The organism is Streptomyces sp. NPDC047014 (assembly GCF_040644195.1).
GTDB lineage: Bacteria > Actinomycetota > Actinomycetes > Streptomycetales > Streptomycetaceae > Streptomyces.
Genome location: NZ_JBEYVX010000014.1, coordinates 75,638 through 91,635, shown reverse-complemented (window position 1 = coordinate 91,635; position 15,998 = coordinate 75,638). Strand labels below are relative to the sequence as shown.

The following is a 15,998-nucleotide window of genomic DNA, read 5'->3' as shown; positions in this document are numbered from 1 at the left end:
TCGTACGGCTGGCCCTGATGGCCCTGCCGCTGGCCTTCTTCGGCCTGTTCTTCGCCTACCCGGTCACCGCGATCGTGGGCCGGGGCCTCAGGACCGACGACGGATGGCAGTTCGGCCGCTTCGGCGAGGTGCTGGGCCGGCCGGACATCGCCGGCGTGCTCTGGTTCACCACCTGGCAGGCGCTCGTGTCCACCGTGCTCACCCTGGTGATCGCGCTGCCCGGCGCCTATGTCTTCGCGCGCTTCGAGTTCCCCGGCAAGCAGCTGCTGCGAGCCGTGGTGACCGTGCCCTTCGTGCTGCCGACCGTGGTGGTCGGCTCGGCCTTCCTCGCCCTGCTGGGGCGTGGCGGGCTGCTGGACGAAACGCTCGGGGTCCGGCTCGACACCACCGTGTGGGCCATCCTCCTCGCGCACGTCTTCTTCAACTACGCCGTCGTCGTGCGCACGGTCGGCGGGCTGTGGGCCCAGCTCGACCCGCGCCAGGAGGAGGCCGCCCGGGTCCTCGGCGCCGGGCGCTTCACGGCCTGGCGGCGGGTGACCCTGCCGGCGCTGGCGCCCGTGGTGGCCGCCGCCTCGCTGATGGTCTTCCTGTTCACCTTCAGCTCCTTCGGCGTCGTGCTCATCCTCGGCGGGCCCGCCTACTCCACCCTGGAGGTGGAGGTCTACCGGCAGACCGCGCAGCTGCTGGACCTGCCGACCGCCGCCGTGCTGACGATGGTGCAGTTCGCCGCGATCGGCTCGATCCTCGCCGTGCACGCCTGGACCGTGCGCCGCCGGGAGACCGCGCTGCGGCTGGTGGACCCCGGCCGCACCACGCACCCGCCGCGCGGCTGGGCGCAGCGCAGCCTGCTCGGCGGGGTGCTGCTGACCGTCGCGCTGCTGATCGTGCTGCCGCTGGGCGTGCTCGTCGAGCGCTCCCTCGACGCCCCCGGCGGCTACGGCTTCGGCTTCTACCGGGCGCTGGGCGAAGCGGGCGCCGGGGGCGGGACCTTCCTGGTGCCGCCGCTGGAGGCGATCGGGAACTCCCTGCAGTACGCGCTGGCCGCGACCGGGATCGCCCTGTTCGTCGGCGGGCTCGCGGCCGCCGCCCTCACCCGCCGCGGCGGGGCCTTCACCCGCGGTTTCGACGCGCTGCTGATGCTGCCGCTCGGGGTGTCCGCCGTCACCGTGGGCTTCGGCTTCCTCATCACCCTGGACGAGCCGCCGCTGGATCTGCGGACCTCGTGGATCCTGGTGCCGCTGGCGCAGGCGCTGGTGGGGGTGCCCTTCGTCGTACGGACCATGCTGCCGGTCCTGCGCGCCGTCGACGGCCGCCTCCGGGAGGCCGCCGCCGTGCTCGGTGCCTCGCCGCTGCGGGCCTGGCGGGAGGTGGACCTGCCGCTGGTGCGGCGGGCGCTGCTGATCGCGGCCGGGTTCGCCTTCGCCGTCTCCCTCGGGGAGTTCGGCGCGACCGTCTTCATCGCGCGGCCGGACCGGCCGACGCTCCCGGTGGCCGTGGCGCGGCTGCTGGGGCGGGCCGGCGAGCTGAACTACGGGCAGGCGATGGCCCTGAGCACGATTCTGATGCTGGTGTGCGCGGTGTCCCTGCTGGTGCTGGAGCGACTGCGACCCGACAACACCTCCGGGGAGTTCTGATGAGCCTGCTGCGCCTGGAAGGGGTCTCGGTCCGCTTCGGCGGGAGCGCGGCCGGGCCCGCCCTGGACCGGGTGGACCTCGCGGTCGCCGAGCACGAGATCGTGTGTGTCCTGGGCCCGAGCGGAAGCGGCAAGTCCACCCTGCTGCGGGTGGTCGCGGGCCTCCAGGAGGTCTCCGGGGGCCGGGTGCTGCTCGGCGGCGCCGACCAGGCCGCCGTACCCGTGCACCGGCGGGGCGTGGGCCTGATGTTCCAGGACCACCAGCTCTTCCCGCACCGCGACGTCGGCGCGAACGTCTCCTTCGGCCTGCGGATGCGCGGCGACGGGCGGGCCGCCTCCGCCGCCCGGGTCGCGGAACTGCTGGAGCTGGTCGGGCTGCCCGGCGCCCAGGGCCGGGCCGTGGCCTCCCTCTCGGGCGGCGAGCAGCAGCGGGTGGCCCTGGCCCGCGCGCTGGCCCCCTCGCCGCGGCTGCTGATGCTGGACGAACCGCTCGGCCAGCTGGACCGGGGCCTGCGCGAACGGCTCGTGGTGGAGCTGCGCGGCCTGTTCTCGCGGCTGGGCACCACCGTGCTGGCCGTCACGCACGACCAGGGGGAGGCGTTCGCCCTGGCGGACCGGGTGGTGGTGATGCGGGACGGCCGGATCGCCCAGGCCGGGACCCCGCTGGAGGTGTGGCAGCGGCCCGCCTCGGAGTTCGTCGCCCGCTTCCTCGGCTTCGAGAACGTGGTCCCGGCGACGGTCTCGGGCCCGTGGGCGGTGACCGCCTGGGGCAAGATCCCCGTTCCCGCCGGATCACCGCAGGGCGAGCAGCGGCTGCTGGTCCGCCCGGCCGGGGTGGTGCCCGGCCCGGACGGCCTGCGCTGCGCGGTGGAGTCCCGTACCTTCCGCGGTACGCACGTCACCCTCCGGCTGCGCCCGCGTACGGGGCCACCGCTGGAGGCGGAGTGCCCGCTGGCCGGGGCCCCGGCCGAGGGCGAGGAGGTCGCGGTGACCTTCGCCCCGGCCGAGGTGGTCCTCCTGCCCGAGGAACCGGAAGAGGCGGTCTAGGGCCGGATGCCGTCGCAGGCGATCGGGAGGTGGCGGGGGCCGCGGAGGACGGCGTTCTGGCGGTAGGTCGGCGGGTCCTCCAGCAGGCGGGGGTTCTCCAGCCGGCGGGCCAGTTCGCTCAGGGCCAGCTGGGCCTCCTGCCGGGCCAGCGGGGCGCCGAAGCAGCTGTGGATACCGCTGCCGAGGCCGAGGTGCTGGATGTCCGGGCGGTCGGGGTCGAAGCGGTCCGGGTTCTCGAACCGCTTCGGGTCGCGGTTGCCGGAGGCCAGCATCAGCCACAGCGAGGCGCCCTTGGGGATGGTGACCCCGCCGATCTCCACGTCCGACAGGGTGGTGCGCTGCGGCAGCAGCTGCACGGGCGGCTCGTAGCGCAGCAGTTCCTCGACGATCGGGACCGCCAGGTCCGGGTTCTCGCGCAGCCGCCGCAGGACGTCCGGGTGGCGCAGCAGCGTCAGCATGCCGTTGGTGATGAGGTTGACGGTGGTCTCGTGGCCCGCGATGAGCAGCAGCGCGGAGGTGCTCAGCGCCTCCATGGTCGTCATCGCGCCGTCCGGGCCGTCCGCGGTGGCGAGTTGGGACAGCATGTCGTCGCCCGGGTTCTTGCGGCGCTCCTCGATCAGCCCGGCCAGGTACATGCCCAGCTCCATGCGGGCGTCCATGGAGCCCTTGCCGCGCTCGGCGGGATCGGCGTCCGGGTCCGGGTCCAGGCTGGCGGCCAGGGTCTCCGCCCAGACGTGGAAGCGCGGTTCGTCCTCGCGGGGGACCCCGAGCAGCCGGCAGATCACCGTGACCGGGAAGGGGTACGCGAACTGGTCGACCAGGTCCACCCGGTCCAGGTTCCCGTCCTTGGCGATGGAGTCGATCAGCCCGGAGACCAGGCCCCCCAGCTCCTCGCGCATGTCGTGCACCCGGTGCGGGGCGTGCGGCGGCCCGAACGGCCGGTTCGTCATACGCCGCAGGCGGTCGTGGTCGGGCGGGTCCAGCTTGAGGAAGGACGGGGGCAGGGCCGCCGCTCCCGCCTCCTCGTCCTGGCCGCTCAGGGGGTCGTCCCCGCTGGACTTGAGGTTGCGGGAGTCGGAGCTGATCCGCGGATCGTGCAGCAGGCTGTGGATCTCGTAGTACGTACTGATCACGTACGGGCCGTCCCCGTCGTGGGACACCGGGTTCTTGCGCAGCTCCTCGTACAGCGGGTACGGATTCGCCCGGTTCGCGTAGTCGATGATCTCCCGCAGGATGGCTTGGGTCATGACGGGTCCTCGTGATCCTCGTGATCCTCGTGAAAGGTCATCGTCCGGGGGTGAAGGTCATCTTCCGGTCGGCCGGCGAGTAGCCGCTGAGGGTGATGGTGGGGCCGTGCGTGGGGACCGAGGGGTCCGGGAAGTCCGCCGGCCGCGGCTTGTTGCCCTCGGGGCGGCGGTCGACCGTGGAGAAGGGCGGCGGGAAGGGCGCGGTGCTCTCGATCTGCTGCTCGTAGAAGGGCAGCCAGCGGCAGTTGTCGAAGGTGACGGCCGCGATCACCCGGCCCTGGTAGCCGTACACGGCCGCGAACCGACGCTCGCCCAGGGAGCCCTGGGTGATGAGGATCTCCGTCCCCATCGGCGGCACCCCCACCGATTTGATGTTCACACCGAACTGCGAGGACCAGAAGGCCGGGACCCACAGGTGGGGTCGGCGGTCGGCGCTCTCGCTGAGCATGTTGTGCGCGGCGGTGTCGGCCTGGGCCACGGCGTTGCCCCAGTGCTCCAGCGACAGAAACTGGTAGCCGAACAGGGCGTGCGGGGAACGTGCCACGTCACCCGCCACATAGATGTCGTCGGTGACGATGCCCCGGATGTCGAAGGCCCGGCAGCCCGCGTCGCAGGCGATGCCGCGCGGCCCGGCCCCCAGGCCCGAACCGGCGAGCCATTCGGTGTTGCGCTGCGCGCCCAGCGAGACGACCACCACCTCCGCCTCGACGGTGGAGCCGTCGGAGAGGTGGGCGGCGCGCACCCGCCCGGAGGGGTCGCCCTCCAGGGAGGTCACCATGACCCCGGTGCGCAGGTCGACCCCGTGCTCGCGGTGCATCTCCGCGGCCACCTCGCCGATGACCCCGCCGAGCGCGCCGACCAGGGGCGCCCCGCCGCGTTCGGCGACGGTGACCTCCAGGCCGCGTTCCCGGCAGGCGGAGGCGATCTCGGAGCCGGTGAATCCGGCGCCGATGACGAGCACCCGGCGCGGGCCCGCCGCCAGGGCCCGCTGGAGCCCTTCGGCGTCGTCGCGGGTGCGGAGGACGAAGACCCCCTCCAGGGAGCCCTCCTCCTCGTTCGGCCAGGGCCGGGCACGCACCCCGGTGGCGATGAGCAGCCGGTCGTACGGGACCTCCTCGCCGTCGCCCAGCCGGACCGTACGGGCCGACATGTCCAGGCCCGTGGCGGGCACCCCGAGCCGCCACTCGGCGTCGACGGCCCGGCGGCGGGGGAGCGCGGTGTGGTCGGCGACCGCGTTGCCCAGCAGGACCTGCTTGGACAGCGGGGGCCGGTCGTACGGCTCGTACGGCTCGTCGCCGATCAGCGTGAGCGAACCGGCGAAGCCCTTGTCGCGCAGGGTCTCGGCGGCCCGCAGGCCGGCCAGCGAGGCGCCCACGATGACGATGCGGCCGTCGCGCTTGAGGCGCTCCAGGGCTCCGTCGTGCGTTCCGGCTGCGGTCACCGCGTTCCTCCGGGGGCAGGGCCGGCGGCGGCCGCGGCCTCCGCGGCGGCCGGCAGGTGCGCCATGTCCTCGTCGGTGAGTTCGAGGAGGATGGCCTGGACCGGGCAGGCGGCCACGGCGCGCAGGACGTCCTCGCGCTGCTCGGCGGGCGCCTGCGGGTTGTAGAGCAGCGATTCGTCGCCGTGCATGGCGAAGACATCGGGAGCGAGGAAAGCGCACTGGGCGTATCCCTGGCAGCGGTTGAGGTCGACGACAAGCCTCATGACGGATCTGCCTTTCCCTCGGCTGTTCCTCCCCGTCACCCCCGGGTCCTCCCCTGTCACCAGCATGCACGTGGGGCCCCGGGGCCGCCTGCCGGAGTACGTCACCCCAGCTCAGGCGGGGTCAGGCGGGGTCCGGGCGGGCTTCGGGGGCGGCCGGCGGGTTGCCTCGGCGGCCCCGCAGGATGTGCAGGCTGATGACCAGCGCCCAGAAGGGGAAGAGCAGTTCGGACCAGGGCACCCCGGAGCCGATGACGAGCAGCACCAGGCCGATCAGGGTGCCCAGCAGGGCCAGCGACCGGGGGAAGACCCCGAGCATGCGGGCGATGGTCGAGGTGGCGAGGACGAACACCGCCGCCACCCGCATGGCGTACGTCGCGAGGAGGGTGTAGGCGTAGTGGCGGCCGAAGTCGGAGGGCGTGGCCTCGGACAGCACGGTGCCCGCGGCGGCCGCGGCGGCGAACAGGGTGGCGACGAAGACGAAGCCGCTGCCCAGGAACACGGTGGCGACGAAGCGGTCCTCGGCCGGGCCGGTGTGCGCGCGCAGGGCGCCCATGAACCAGAGGAAGAAGATGCCCGCGAAGGGCACGATCTCCAGGGCCACTTGGATGGCCCAGCGCCGGTCCGGGTCGATGGTCTCGTCGGCGCTGCCCGAGGGCACGGCGATGCGCAGCAGCACGATGGCCGCCGCGAGCAGCAGGGCGAAGGCGACGCCCGCGAGGCCGGCGGCCCGCGGGGTCTTGAGCCGGTCGGTCGTGGGCTCCATGGCCCCTCACTCTCTCCCCCGCTCCAGCAAGCGGCAGCGGGGGCGGAGCCACCACCGGGGGCGGCCGACCGGGTGACGCCACCCGGCGGGCCGCCGGTGGGGCCGCCCGCCGGGCCCTCCGCCGGGCCGTCAGCCGACCGGCTGCGGCACCGGGGCGCTCTCCTCCTCCGCCGCCTCGTGCTTGCCGTACCAGGCCACCGCCACGGCGCCCGCGACCGCCATCACGAAGCCGAGGACCGCGAGCCAGGCCAGCCCCGGCCGGGAGGCGTCCCCGAGCCAGAGCACGCCGATCGCCCCCGGCAGCACGGTCTCCCCGACGACCAGCGCCGCCGTGGCCCCGTTCACCGAGCCGATCTGCAGGGCGACGGTGTGCAGGTACATGCCGCCGACACCGGCCACCAGGATGGCGTAGAGGGCCGGGTCGGCCAGCAGGGTGCCCAGGTCGAAGGGGTCGACGCCGTCGAGGATGCGCACGCCGACGCCGAGGGCGCCGAAGCCCAGGCCCGACAGCAGGCCCGCCAGGATCGCCGCCCCGCCGCCGAGGAGGCGTACGGCCACCGTGCCGCCCGCCATCAGCAGCACGGTGATGCCCAGCAGCCACCAGTGCGTGGACATCGGCGCGTGGTGGCCGCCCTCGTGGCCCGCCGCCGTCGCCAGCAGCACCAGGGCGGTGCAGACCGTGGCGATCGAGGCCCACTCCTTGCGGCTCAGCCGGATGCCCAGCATCTTCACGCTGAGCACGGCGGTGATCACCAGGTTGGCGCTGATCACCGTCTGGGACAGGAACAGCGGAAGGAGCCGGGCCGCCAGGGCGCCGAGCCCGAAGCCCACGAAGTCCAGGATGGTGCCGAGGATGAACTCCCAGGTCATCGCCGCTTTCGCGGTGGACGACAGATTCGGTCCGCCGTGCGCGGTCACCCCGGCGGCCGCCGGGGACATCCGGGCGGCGCGGCGGGATCCGACGGCTTGCAGCACGGAGCCCGTGCCGTAGCAGATGGACGCCGCGACTGCGGTCAGCAAGCCAATGAGCACCGAGGGCTCCGTTCACGTCTGGCAGGTTGTGCGGTACCTCTGCCAGACGTGGGAATCGGCCCGGAAGTTGCCTGCGCGGCTCAGCTCATCGCGGCGAGTGCGCCCGGGACCTCGTCCACCGAGTCCACCAGCGCGATCCGCGACTCCATGTCCCGGCCGCGGGCCAGCGCCCGCAGCAGCGGCCAGGCCGGCAGCTGCTCGGTCCAGTGGGTACGCCCGACCAGCACCATCGGCGTCGGCTCGCCGCGCGAGGCGTAGTAGTTCGGGGTCGCGTTGTCGAAGATCTCCTGCACGGTGCCGGCCGCGCCGGGCAGGAAGACCACACCGGCGTTGGAGCGGGCCAGCAGCCCGTCCTCCCGGACGGCGTTCGCGAAGTACTTCGCGACATGGCCGGCGAAGGCGTTCGGCGGCTCGTGCCCGTAGAACCAGGTCGGGATGCCGACCGAGTCGCCGCCGGCGGGCCAGCGCTCCCGTACGGCGAAGGCCGCGGTCGCCCAGTCGGACACCGACGGCGTGAAGGAGGGGGCCTTGGCCAGCATCTCCAGGGCCTCGGGCAGGGCCTCGTCGGGGGCGGGCGCCAGGTAGGCGCCGAGGTTGGCGGCCTCCATCGCGCCGGGGCCGCCGCCCGTGGCGACGGTCAGCCCGGAGCGGGCCAGGGTCCGGCCCAGCTCGGCCGCGCCCCGGTAGTCCGTACCGCCGCGGGACAGGGCGTGGCCGCCCATGACGCCGACCACGCGGGCACCGGCCAGGTGCTCGTCGAGGGCGTCGGATATCGCGTCGTCGTGCAGGGCGCGCAGCATCGAGGAGTAGATGTCGCCGTCGGCCTTGGTCTCCTGGAACCAGGCGTACGCCTCGGCGTCCGGGGTGGCCTCGTACCCGCCGGGGAGGCCGGTGAACAGCTCCTCCGGCGTGTACAGCAGGCCCCGGTACGGGTCGAAGGGCAGACCGGGGACGGGCGGGAAGACCAGCGCGCCGTCGGCGCGGACCTTCGCCGCCGCGTCGGGCTCCATCGGGCAGCCGAGGAACACGGCCGCCGAGGTGTCGGCGGACAGCAGGGCGAAGGTCCGCTCCAGCAGGTTGACCGACTGGATCCGGTAGCCGCTGAGCGAGCCGCGCGCCGCGACCTGGTCGAATTCGGCGAGCGTCTCGATCTCGATGTCTGGGTTGACCATTCGGCCCACCCTAAGGGCTGTCCGGGTCAGCGGGTCAGTGCCAGGGACGTCAGCTGTGCCACACCGAAGCTGAGCGGGAGGCACACCGCGACGAGGGCCGTGGCCCGCAGACCGGCCGCCGTACGCAGGACCTTGGCGGGGGCGCCCAGGTCGAGCAGGGCCTCCCGCCAGGAGGGTCCGCCACGGCGCCCCTCCACCGCCGATGTGAGAAGGGTCGCGGTGGCGCACAGGGCGACGAAGGTCACGGCCGGCCAGGTCAGCGGCCCCAGCGGGACCTGGAGCCCGCCCCGGTCGCGCAGGGCGAGCGCGGTCAGGGCGCCGGCCGCGACCGAGCACAGCACACCGAGCGCCGGGCCGATCCGGGGCGCCTGCTCCTGCAGGGCCCGCCCAGCCAGCAGCCGCAGCCCGCCCGGCCGTACCGCCTGGAGCAGGCTGCCGCCGGCGTGGGCCAGGCCCGGACCGGCGAGGGCGAGGCCGACGGCGGTCAGCGACCAGCCGGCGAGCATCCCGAGCCCGCGGCCCCCGTACGCCTCGACGGCGAAACCGCAGGCGGTGAGGGTGATCCCCCAGGGCAGCGCGGCCTGCGGGGACAGCGCCCGGTGCGGGCGCAGCGCGAGCACGGTGGCGGCCGAGGCGGCCAGCGGGACCAGCGCCAGCAGGGTGAGGGCGGCCGCCAGCGGCAGCGGCTGGTCCCCGTGCAGCAGGCGGGCCCCGGCCCCGTCGAAGGGCAGCCCGGACAGGTCCCCGCGCAGGTGGAGGAAGACGGCCAGGGCGACGGCGCTGCCGAGGGCGCAGGCGACGGCGGTGGAGATCGCCGCGGCCATCCCGAGCCGTACGGGTCCCAGCCCGGCGGCGTCCAGCCCCTCGCGGGGCCGGGTCGCGGGGTCGGCACGGGCCACGGTGACGGCGAGGTGGACGGTGACGGCCACCGGGATCAGCGCCCACAGCAGGCGAGGGAACGATCCGGCGGGCCGGTCGACGGCGGAGGCGAGCACCCACAGCAGCAGGAAGCCGGTCCCGGCGGAGGCGGCGGCGACGAGCAGGCGCCGGGCCTGGACGACGGGCCGGGAGCCGCGGGCTAGGCGGAGAGCGAGCACGCGGCCTGGCCCTCCGGGGTGTCGGGGAGCGCCGGGGCGGCGGGAGCCGCGGAGGCGAGCCGGCCGTCCACCAGGGCCACGGCCCGGTCGGCGACGGCGGCGGTGGCCTCGTCGTCGGTGGCCAGCAGCACGGTGATCTCGTGGGAGCGGGCCGCGGTGGTCAGCGCCCGCAGCAGCAGTGCGCCCTCGGCGCGGTGCAGCGGGGCCGCCGGCTCGTCGGCGTAGATCACCGAGGGCACGGTGACCAGGGCCCGGGCCAGGGCCACGCGCTGGCACTCGGCGCGGGTCAGGGCGGCGGGCCGCTTGCGGGCGAGTCCCGCGATGTCGAACCGGTCCAGCCAGGCGCAGGCCGCCTGCTTGGCGGCGCGGTGGGAGGAGCCGGAGAGCAGCAGCGGCAGCGCCGCGTTCTCCCACACCTTCAGCTCCGGCAGCAGCTGCGGCACGGGGCCGATCCAGCCGAAGCGGTCGCGGCGCAGCCGCTCCCGGGCCAGGTCGCCCAGGGCGTGCACGGGGACGCCGTTGAAGAAGATCTCGCCCTCGGAGGGGCGCAGCTGCCCGGAGAGGCAGCGCAGCAGGGTGGTCTTGCCGCTGCCGCGGGGGCCGGTCAGGGCCAGGATCTCGCCCTGGCGCACGCCGAGGGAGACCCCGGCGAGACCGGGGGCACCGTTGTGGGAGTAGTGCAGGGAACTCGCCCAGAGGACGTCATTGTCAGGCGGGGCGATGTCCGGTGGGGACACCATGGCGTACACCTCCGTCCGGGGGAACGAAACGGCGCCCGCATCGGTCACCGGCGCCACTGCGATGTAAAGAGATGAACCGCCCGGACGGTGACAGCACACGGCCCGGACCCTCGCGTTCTCACTCGAACGAAGGATCCGGGCCGTGTGATCGGACTACTGCACCCTCAGACTGTTCACAGAGCGGTGCCGGTCCGGTGGAAGCCGCTCAGAGCTTGGTCCACGCCTCGGTCAGCACCGTGCGCAGGATGCCCTCGATCTCGTCGAAGGTGCCCTGGTCGGCGGTGAGCGGCGGGGCCAGCTGGATGACCGGGTCGCCGCGGTCGTCGGCCCGGCAGTACAGGCCGTTCTCGAAGAGCGCCTTGGAGAGGAAGCCGTAGAGCACGCGCTCGGTCTCCTCGTCCGTGAAGGACTCCTTGGTGTCCTTGTCCTTGACGAGCTCGATGCCGTAGAAGTAGCCGTTGCCGCGGACGTCGCCGACGATCGGCAGGTCGTGCAGCTTCTGCAGCGTCTTGAGGAAGGCGCCCTCGTTGTCCAGCACGTGCTGGTTGAGGCCCTCCTTGTCGAAGATGTCGAGGTTGGCGATGGCCACCGCGGAGGACACCGGGTGCCCGCCGAAGGTGTAGCCGTGCAGGAAGGTGTTGTCGCCCTTGTAGAAGGGCTCGGCGAGGCGGTCCGAGATGATGCAGGCGCCGATCGGGGAGTAGCCCGAGGTCATGCCCTTGGCGCAGGTGATCATGTCGGGCACGTAGCCGAACTTGTCACAGGCGAACATCGTGCCCAGGCGGCCGAAGGCGCAGATGGTCTCGTCGGAGACGAGGAGCACGTCGTACTCGTCGCAGATCTCGCGGACCCGCTGGAAGTACCCGGGCGGCGGCGGGAAGCAGCCGCCGGCGTTCTGCACCGGCTCCAGGAAGACGGCGGCGACGGTGTCGGCGCCCTCGAAGAGGATCTGCTGCTCGATCTGGTCGGCGCACCAGCGGCCGAACGCCTCGGGGTCGTCGCCGTAGATCGGGGCGCGGTAGATGTTGGTGTTCGGCACCTTGTGCGCGCCGGGGACCAGCGGCTCGAAGGGGGCCTTGAGGGCCGGCAGGCCGGTGATGGACAGGGCGCCCTGCGGGGTGCCGTGGTAGGCCACCGCACGCGAGATGACCTTGTACTTGGTGGGCTTGCCCTGCAGCTTGTAGTACTGCTTGGCGAGCTTCCAGGCGGTCTCGACGGCCTCGCCGCCGCCGGTGGTGAAGAAGACCTTGTTCAGGTCGCCCGGGGCGTACTGCGCCAGGCGCTCGGCGAGCTCGACGGCCTTCGGGTGGGCGTAGGACCACACGGGGAAGAAGGCGAGCTCCTGGGCCTGGCGGTAGGCGACCTCGGCCAGTTCCTTGCGGCCGTGACCGGCGTTGACCACGAACAGTCCGGCGAGACCGTCGAGGTAGCGCTTGCCCTTGTCGTCGAAGATGTAGGTGCCCTCACCACGCACGATGGTGGGGACGGGTGCGTTCTCGTACGAGGACATGCGGGTGAAGTGCATCCACAGGTGGTCGTACGCGGTCTTGGAGAGGTCCTGGCTCACGGGCTATCGAGTTCCCCACATGTAGGTCTGCTTCTTCAGCTTCAGGTAAACGAAGCTTTCGGTTGATCGCACGCCGGGGAGCGTGCGGATCTTCTTGTTGATCGTTTCGAGCAGGTGGTCGTCGTCCTCGCAGACGATCTCCACCATCAGGTCGAACGACCCCGCGGTCATCACGACGTACTCGCACTCGGCCATCGCGGTCAGCGCGTCGGCCACCGGGTCGAGGTCGCCCTCGACGTTGATGCCGACCATCGCCTGGCGCCGCAGGCCCACGGTGAGCGGGTCGGTGACGGCGACGATCTGCATGACGCCCTGGTCGAGCAGCTTCTGCACGCGCTGGCGCACGGCCGCCTCGGAGAGGCCGACGGCCTTGCCGATGGAGGCGTAGGGACGGCGGCCGTCCTCCTGCAGTTGCTCGATGATCGCCAGGGACACAGCATCGACCGAAGGGGACGGTTGTCTGTTCCTGGAATCTGCGCTTCGACTGACCACGAGCTCACTGTGCACGAGGAGTCGTCTGTTCCGCAAGACGGAACCGATGAAATTCGTTGTTTGGCGACTCCGATGTCACTGATTTCGTAGTTGGTGCCGTCCGGGCCTGTCGAAAGCCTCCGCGTAGGGGCTAGGCTTGGTATTTGTCTCAACCGTTGGACATGTGATCAGGAGTGTGGCTGGAGTGACCACCGAACTGCGTCGTCTGCGCAACTACATCGGCGGGGAGTTCAAGGACGCCGCCGACGGGCGCACCACCGAGGTGGTCAACCCGGCCACCGGCGAGGTGTACGCCACCGCCCCGCTCTCGGGCCAGGCCGATGTCGACGCCGCCATGGCCGCCGCCGCGGCCGCCTTCCCGGGCTGGCGCGACACCACCCCCGCCGAGCGCCAGAAGGCGCTGCTGAAGATCGCCGACGCCTTCGAGGCGCGGGCGGACGAGCTGATCGCCGCCGAGTCGGAGAACACCGGCAAGCCGCTGGGCCTCACGGCCAGCGAGGAGCTGCCGCCGATGGTGGACCAGATCCGCTTCTTCGCGGGCGCGGCCCGGCTCCTCGAAGGCCGCTCGGCCGGCGAGTACATGGACGGCATGACCTCGATCATCCGCCGCGAGCCGGTCGGCGTATGCGCCCAGGTGGCGCCGTGGAACTACCCGATGATGATGGCCGTGTGGAAGTTCGCCCCGGCCATCGCCGCGGGCAACACCGTGGTCCTCAAGCCCTCGGACACCACCCCCGCCTCCACCGTGCTGATGGCGGAGATCATCGACTCGGTGCTGCCCAAGGGCGTCTTCAACGTCATCTGCGGTGACCGCGAGACCGGCAAGGCCATGGTCGAGCACTCCACCCCGGCGATGGCCTCCATCACCGGCTCGGTCCGCGCCGGCATGCAGGTCGCCGAGAGCGCGTCGAAGGACGTCAAGCGCGTCCACCTGGAGCTCGGCGGCAAGGCCCCGGTCGTGGTCTTCCAGGACGCCGACATCGCCAAGGCCGTCGAGGACATCGCCGTCGCCGGCTACTTCAACGCCGGCCAGGACTGTACGGCCGCCACCCGCGTGCTCGTGCACGAGTCCATCCACGACGAGTTCGTCTCCGCCCTCGCCAAGGCCGCCGCCGACACCAAGACCGGCGCGCCCGACGACGAGGACGTGCTCTACGGCCCGCTGAACAACCCCAACCAGCTCAAGCAGGTCGCGGGCTTCATCGAGCGCCTGCCCGCGCACGCCAAGGTCGAGGCGGGCGGCCACCAGGTCGGCGACAAGGGCTACTTCTACGCCCCGACCGTGGTCTCCGGCCTCAAGCAGGACGACGAGATCATCCAGAACGAGGTCTTCGGCCCCGTCATCACCGTCCAGTCCTTCACCGACGAGGCCCAGGCCCTGGAGTACGCGAACGGCGTCGAGTTCGCCCTCGCCTCCTCCGTGTGGACCAAGGACCACGGCCGCGCGATGCGGATGTCGAAGAACCTGGACTTCGGCTGCGTGTGGATCAACACCCACATCCCGCTCGTCGCCGAGATGCCGCACGGCGGCTTCAAGAAGTCCGGCTACGGCAAGGACCTCTCCGCCTACGGCTTCGAGGACTACACGCGCATCAAGCACGTGATGACCTCGCTCGACGGCTGACCGTGCTAGACGGCTGACCGTGCCCGCCTGCTGACGGGCCGCGCCGCGCACACCGTTCACAGCTGAGCGTTGTGGGGGCGGGCAGTAGACACCCTGTCTATTGCCCGCCCCTTTTGCGTTCCCCGAGGCTGTGCGCATGCCTGAACTCGCCTTCTCCCGCCGTGCGATGCTCTCCGGACTCGGTGCCGCGGGCCTGTCGGCCGCACTCACCGGCTGCGGGGTGCCCGCCGCCTACGTACCCGAGGAGCGGCGCGGGGGCCCGGACCGCTCGGAGGGGGAGCGCAGCGTCTCCTTCTCCAACTGGCCGCTCTACATCGACACCGACGAGGAGGACGAGGAGCGCCGGCCGACGCTGGACGCCTTCTCGCGGCGGACCGGCATCGAGGTCCGCTACACCGAGGAGATCAACGACAACGACGAGTTCTTCGGCAAGGTCGGCCCGGCCCTGATGAACCGCCAGGACACCGGCCACGACCTGGTCGTGGTCAGTGACTGGATGGCCGCCCGCTTCGTCCACCTCGGCTGGGCGCAGCGGATGGACCGGGAGGCGCAGCCCAACGTCGGCCGCCATCTGGACCCGCAGCTGCGGTCCCCCGCCTTCGACGCGGGCCGGCTGCACACCGTCCCCTGGCAGTCCGGGATCACCGGGATCGCCTACGACCGCCGGGCGCTGGGCCGCGAGATCAGGTCCGTACGGGATCTCTGGAAGCCGGACCTGGCGGGCAAGGTCACCCTCTTCTCCGGTCTCGACGAGTCCTTCGCCCTGCTGATGCAGGGGGACGGGGTGGACGTCACGCGCTGGACCGAATCCGACTTCCACCGGATGTGCGACCGCGTCGAGGACCTGGTGCGCCGCAGGCACATCCGCCGCTTCACCGGCAACGACTACACCTCGGACCTGAGCAGCGGCGACGTGCTGGCCTGCCAGGCGTACTCCGGTGACGCCATCCAGCTCCAGGCGGACAACCCGGACATCGAGTTCGTGGTGCCCGAGGAGGGCGGCGAGCTCTGGGCGGAGAGCCTGCTGGTGCCCAACCTGGCCCGGCACAAGGCCAACGCGGAGGCCCTGGTCGACCACTACTACGACCCGGAGGTGGCCGCCGAGCTCGCGGCCTCCGTCAACTACGTCTGCCCGGTCCCGGCGGCCCGCGAGGTCCTGGCCGGCTCCGGCGACCGGGAGCGTGCCGAACTCGCCGGGAACCCGCTGGTCTTCCCGGACGAGGAGATGCGCCGGCGGCTGGCGGTGGCCCGGGACATCACCTCCGTGGAGCGCCGCGCCCTGGCCCGCAGGTGGAACGCGATCGTCGGCCTCTGACCGCCCCGCGCACAGCGGATTGAACACGTTCAGGAAATGTGCTGAACGTGTTCAATTCCGCGTGTAGGCTTCTTCCATGAGCGAGAGAAGCGCCCTCCAGCGGCGTATCCGTGCCTGGCTGATCCTGTTCCTCGTCTGCCTGGTCCTCAGCGGGCTCACCGCCTTCCCCCTGGTCACCGAGCTCCGCTGGGCGAACGCCCTGATCGACCACGAGTGGCTGCGCCGGGTCGGCGACGGCCTGGACCGGGCCGACGCCGACTACCCCTTCCTCCTCTACGGCACCGACTGGCTCGCCTTCGCCCACCTCGTCATAGCCGTCTTCTTCTACGGGGTGTACCGCGACCCGGTCCGCAACCTCTGGATCGTCGACGCCGGAATGATCGCCTGCGCCGGGGTCATCCCCCTGGCCCTGATCTGCGGCCCGATCCGGGGCATCCCCGGCTGGTGGAGCGTCATCGACATGGCCTTCGGCGTCTTCGGCGTCATCCCCCTGCTGGTCCTGCGCCGCATGATCAAGCGGCTGGAGGCGCTGCCGGTCCCGTGACCGGTACGCGGTACGGGGCCC

Annotated in this window: 15 protein-coding genes; 5 read left to right on the top strand and 10 right to left on the bottom strand. The window is 72.4% G+C overall.

All coding sequences use genetic code 11. From position 1 onward, the window contains the following. Positions 1-17 precede the first annotated feature (17 nt). Both ABZ873_RS11920 and ABZ873_RS11915 read left to right on the top strand, forming a co-directional pair. Positions 18-1,634, top strand: a complete 1,617-nt coding sequence (locus ABZ873_RS11920; RefSeq protein ID WP_360869068.1) for an iron ABC transporter permease — start codon at positions 18-20, stop codon at positions 1,632-1,634. After that, the gene (locus ABZ873_RS11915) at positions 1,634-2,680 is read left to right on the top strand and encodes an ABC transporter ATP-binding protein (protein ID WP_360869011.1); all 1,047 of its coding nucleotides are present in this window, start codon (positions 1,634-1,636) and stop codon (positions 2,678-2,680) included. The genes ABZ873_RS11920 and ABZ873_RS11915 overlap by 1 nt, the downstream gene beginning before the upstream one ends. On the opposite strand, the gene ABZ873_RS11910 is transcribed toward ABZ873_RS11915, so the two are convergent. The 10 genes from ABZ873_RS11910 to ABZ873_RS11865 form a co-directional block, all read right to left on the bottom strand. Continuing rightward, entirely contained in the window at positions 2,677-3,927 is a 1,251-nt protein-coding gene (locus ABZ873_RS11910) for a cytochrome P450 (protein WP_360869008.1), read from the bottom strand. The genes ABZ873_RS11915 and ABZ873_RS11910 overlap by 4 nt on opposite strands. A 37-nt stretch (positions 3,928-3,964) precedes the next feature. Continuing rightward, positions 3,965-5,368 carry an FAD/NAD(P)-binding oxidoreductase gene (locus ABZ873_RS11905; protein ID WP_360869005.1) on the bottom strand — a complete coding sequence of 468 codons (1,404 nt, stop codon included), beginning with the start codon at positions 5,366-5,368 and terminating at the stop codon, positions 3,965-3,967. After that, entirely contained in the window at positions 5,365-5,631 is a 267-nt protein-coding gene (locus ABZ873_RS11900; protein ID WP_360869002.1) for a ferredoxin, read from the bottom strand. Before ABZ873_RS11900 ends, ABZ873_RS11905 begins: the two co-directional genes overlap by 4 nt. A gap of 121 nt (positions 5,632-5,752) precedes the next feature. Then, a complete protein-coding gene (locus tag ABZ873_RS11895) occupies positions 5,753-6,394 on the bottom strand; it encodes a hypothetical protein (protein WP_360869000.1) in 642 nt (213 codons plus the stop codon). A gap of 129 nt (positions 6,395-6,523) precedes the next feature. After that, positions 6,524-7,426, bottom strand: a complete 903-nt coding sequence (locus ABZ873_RS11890) for a hypothetical protein (protein WP_360868997.1) — start codon at positions 7,424-7,426, stop codon at positions 6,524-6,526. An 80-nt stretch (positions 7,427-7,506) separates the two neighbouring features. Further along, complete coding sequence (locus tag ABZ873_RS11885; protein ID WP_360868996.1) at positions 7,507-8,598, bottom strand: Rossmann fold nucleotide-binding protein; 1,092 nt, start codon at positions 8,596-8,598, stop codon at positions 7,507-7,509. A 26-nt stretch (positions 8,599-8,624) separates the two neighbouring features. After that, positions 8,625-9,695, bottom strand: a complete 1,071-nt coding sequence (locus ABZ873_RS11880; RefSeq protein ID WP_360868993.1) for a hypothetical protein — start codon at positions 9,693-9,695, stop codon at positions 8,625-8,627. After that, complete coding sequence (locus tag ABZ873_RS11875) at positions 9,677-10,435, bottom strand: ATP-binding cassette domain-containing protein (RefSeq protein ID WP_360868990.1); 759 nt, start codon at positions 10,433-10,435, stop codon at positions 9,677-9,679. Before ABZ873_RS11875 ends, ABZ873_RS11880 begins: the two co-directional genes overlap by 19 nt. Before the next feature lie 205 nt (positions 10,436-10,640). Beyond that, the gene (locus ABZ873_RS11870) at positions 10,641-12,002 is read right to left on the bottom strand and encodes an aspartate aminotransferase family protein (RefSeq protein ID WP_360868987.1); all 1,362 of its coding nucleotides are present in this window, start codon (positions 12,000-12,002) and stop codon (positions 10,641-10,643) included. Positions 12,003-12,005: 3 nt separating this feature from the next. Continuing rightward, positions 12,006-12,509 (bottom strand): Lrp/AsnC family transcriptional regulator, encoded by a 504-nt coding sequence (locus tag ABZ873_RS11865; RefSeq protein WP_266605461.1) that lies wholly within the window; start codon positions 12,507-12,509, stop codon positions 12,006-12,008. A gap of 169 nt (positions 12,510-12,678) precedes the next feature. Here ABZ873_RS11865 and ABZ873_RS11860 point away from each other — a divergent pair, with 169 nt between their 5' ends. The 3 genes from ABZ873_RS11860 (at position 12,679) to ABZ873_RS11850 (ending at position 15,977) form a co-directional block, all read left to right on the top strand. Then, the gene (locus ABZ873_RS11860; RefSeq protein ID WP_360868984.1) at positions 12,679-14,118 is read left to right on the top strand and encodes a gamma-aminobutyraldehyde dehydrogenase; all 1,440 of its coding nucleotides are present in this window, start codon (positions 12,679-12,681) and stop codon (positions 14,116-14,118) included. A gap of 136 nt (positions 14,119-14,254) precedes the next feature. After that, positions 14,255-15,433, top strand: coding sequence for a spermidine/putrescine ABC transporter substrate-binding protein (locus ABZ873_RS11855; protein ID WP_360868981.1), 1,179 nt, complete (start codon positions 14,255-14,257; stop codon positions 15,431-15,433). Between the two features lie 76 nt (positions 15,434-15,509). Beyond that, positions 15,510-15,977 carry a hypothetical protein gene (locus ABZ873_RS11850; protein WP_360868978.1) on the top strand — a complete coding sequence of 156 codons (468 nt, stop codon included), beginning with the start codon at positions 15,510-15,512 and terminating at the stop codon, positions 15,975-15,977. The last annotated feature ends 21 nt before the right edge of the window (positions 15,978-15,998 follow it).

Coding starts and splice junctions, on each gene's coding strand:
- ABZ873_RS11895 (WP_360869000.1), bottom strand. CDS start 6,394: ATGGAGCCCACGACCGACCGGCTCAAGACCCCGCGGGCCGCCGGCCTC.
- ABZ873_RS11920 (WP_360869068.1), top strand. CDS start 18: ATGGCCCTGCCGCTGGCCTTCTTCGGCCTGTTCTTCGCCTACCCGGTC.
- ABZ873_RS11910 (WP_360869008.1), bottom strand. CDS start 3,927: ATGACCCAAGCCATCCTGCGGGAGATCATCGACTACGCGAACCGGGCG.
- ABZ873_RS11915 (WP_360869011.1), top strand. CDS start 1,634: ATGAGCCTGCTGCGCCTGGAAGGGGTCTCGGTCCGCTTCGGCGGGAGC.
- ABZ873_RS11875 (WP_360868990.1), bottom strand. CDS start 10,435: ATGGTGTCCCCACCGGACATCGCCCCGCCTGACAATGACGTCCTCTGG.
- ABZ873_RS11900 (WP_360869002.1), bottom strand. CDS start 5,631: ATGAGGCTTGTCGTCGACCTCAACCGCTGCCAGGGATACGCCCAGTGC.
- ABZ873_RS11850 (WP_360868978.1), top strand. CDS start 15,510: ATGAGCGAGAGAAGCGCCCTCCAGCGGCGTATCCGTGCCTGGCTGATC.
- ABZ873_RS11855 (WP_360868981.1), top strand. CDS start 14,255: ATGCCTGAACTCGCCTTCTCCCGCCGTGCGATGCTCTCCGGACTCGGT.
- ABZ873_RS11885 (WP_360868996.1), bottom strand. CDS start 8,598: ATGGTCAACCCAGACATCGAGATCGAGACGCTCGCCGAATTCGACCAG.